This window comes from uncultured Campylobacter sp., from assembly GCF_937949835.1.
In the GTDB taxonomy this organism is placed as follows: Bacteria; Campylobacterota; Campylobacteria; order Campylobacterales; family Campylobacteraceae; genus Campylobacter_B.
This window is the reverse complement of the sequence record NZ_CALEDC010000373.1, coordinates 1-1801: the sequence shown is the minus strand read 5'-3', so window position 1 is coordinate 1801 and position 1801 is coordinate 1. Positions and strand designations below refer to the sequence as shown.

Sequence of the window (1801 nt, the reverse complement as noted above, 5' to 3'; positions counted from 1 at the left end):
TTTGATCTACATACGGTAAGCGTGGATCTTCAATATGAAGGTCGTTAAAATTTATTCTAGTGCGCGCGGCATAAGCAAGGCCTGCTGGAGTATTTCGGTTATTCCAGTAGCTACTTACGTTATCAGATCCTTTTTTGTAAAGATTATACATCACACCAAATACAAATTCATGATCTTGTTCGAAAAATTCATAAGGGATATTCACATAGGCATCGATATTGTGGATATTCTCTTCGCGCTTGTTAGCATAAACGCTAAGATCGGCGACGTTTCCGATGCCGCCAGGGCCTACCCTGCCGCCATAATAGAGCAAATTTGAATCGGTATGAGCGCGACGAAACGAATAACTCAAGCTTAAACTCGCCTCGTTTGAGAAATATTGTTTAAAATCGGCATAAAAATCAAGCGTAGAGATGTCGTATCGCGTCCAAGGCTGAGAGAAAATTTTGTTTTTGCCGAAGTGCGTGCGCGTGCCGTCCGATTTAAACGCGGGCATTCCGCCCCAGCGTGTGCCATGTCGGCGTAGAGTCTGATAAAATGAGCCAAAGCTCAGCCTTGAATCGTCTGTTACATCGATATCTAATACGCCATAAACGGCAGTATTGCGACGATTGTAATAGTCCATATAAGAGTGCGATCGTTCATGCATAAACGCTAGGCGTCCGCGCACCGAACCGCTTTGATTGAGCGGGCTTTGCACATCGGTTTTAAGCCCGTATTTGTCGTATGAGCCGCCGTTTAGGCTGATGTATCCTTTCGGAACGGCGGAATCCGCGTGCTTGCGGATAAAATTTAAACTCGCGGCGGGATTTCCCGCGCCCGCCAATAATCCGTTCGCACCCTTTACTACCTCAACGCGCTCATATGGCAGTAAATTTAAATCGTTCGCCCCGAGGCTAAAACCTCCGAAGCTAGGCATCGAATCAAGCAGATAATAATCTATGCTAAATCCGCGCGCCGTAGGATAGAGCCTCTCATCCCAACGCCCGCTCGTAATGCCCGCGATATTTCGCATCAGCACCTGATAATCGGTTATCCCCATATCTTTTAGCTTGGCTTCGGTCACCACGGTAAGAGACTGGGGCGTTTCTCTCGCCGTAAGATCGAGCCTGGTGGTACTTTTAACGAGCTTTCTAGCCTCATAATCTCTGTCGTCGCGACGGAGCTTTTGGGTATCTTGCACTTCTATGGTGCCTAAGTCCTCCGGGGTGCTCGCAGTGGCGTTATTTTCCGCATAAAGTGAAGTTAGCATATTTAATGCGACTACGAGCGAAAGAGATACTTTCTTCATAACTTTCTCCTTTTAGAATTTCTATTTTTTAGGGTTATGTAAAATCCGCAAATGCTTAAAAATAGGGGCGCAAGCCCCGCTAAAAACCATATAAGCTTCGTTATTGCGCCGTATGAGCCCGCATGGGCGCGACGAAAGCCGTCTTGAAGTTTGTCCGAAAAATTCGCATCGTTTATAAAGTCCGCTTTTAAAATTTCGCCTGCATCCGATATCGTGATACGGCTCGCGTAAGGGCTTTGCAGCGGGTTTTGCCCCGCCTCGAAGCCGTATACGGTAAAAGCGCCGCCCGGACAGAGCGGAAAGGCGATATAGGTGGAGCGAAATTCTTTAAATTTAACCGCTATCCGCGCTAAAGCCTCATCTAGCGTCGCAAGATTTTGCGCCGCTTTCATGCTTACCGCTCCGTTTGATGCCGCGACGGTGGAATTTTGCTCGGTCTTAAAATTTTGCAAGACCGCGCCGCATGGATTTGCGAGCGGCTTGTAAGTTACCGCCCTTAGCTCCCACCAT

The 1801-nt window shown here is 47.6% G+C and carries 2 protein-coding genes; both read right to left on the bottom strand.

The genetic code is table 11. The features are described 5' to 3' along the window. The coding region (locus tag Q0256_RS08545) for a TonB-dependent siderophore receptor (protein WP_297962214.1) at nucleotides 1–1291 on the bottom strand (1291 nt) is incomplete at its 3' end. Beyond that, the coding region (locus Q0256_RS08540; protein WP_297962212.1) for a PepSY-associated TM helix domain-containing protein at nucleotides 1288–1801 on the bottom strand (514 nt) is incomplete at its 5' end. The genes Q0256_RS08545 and Q0256_RS08540, both read right to left, overlap by 4 nt.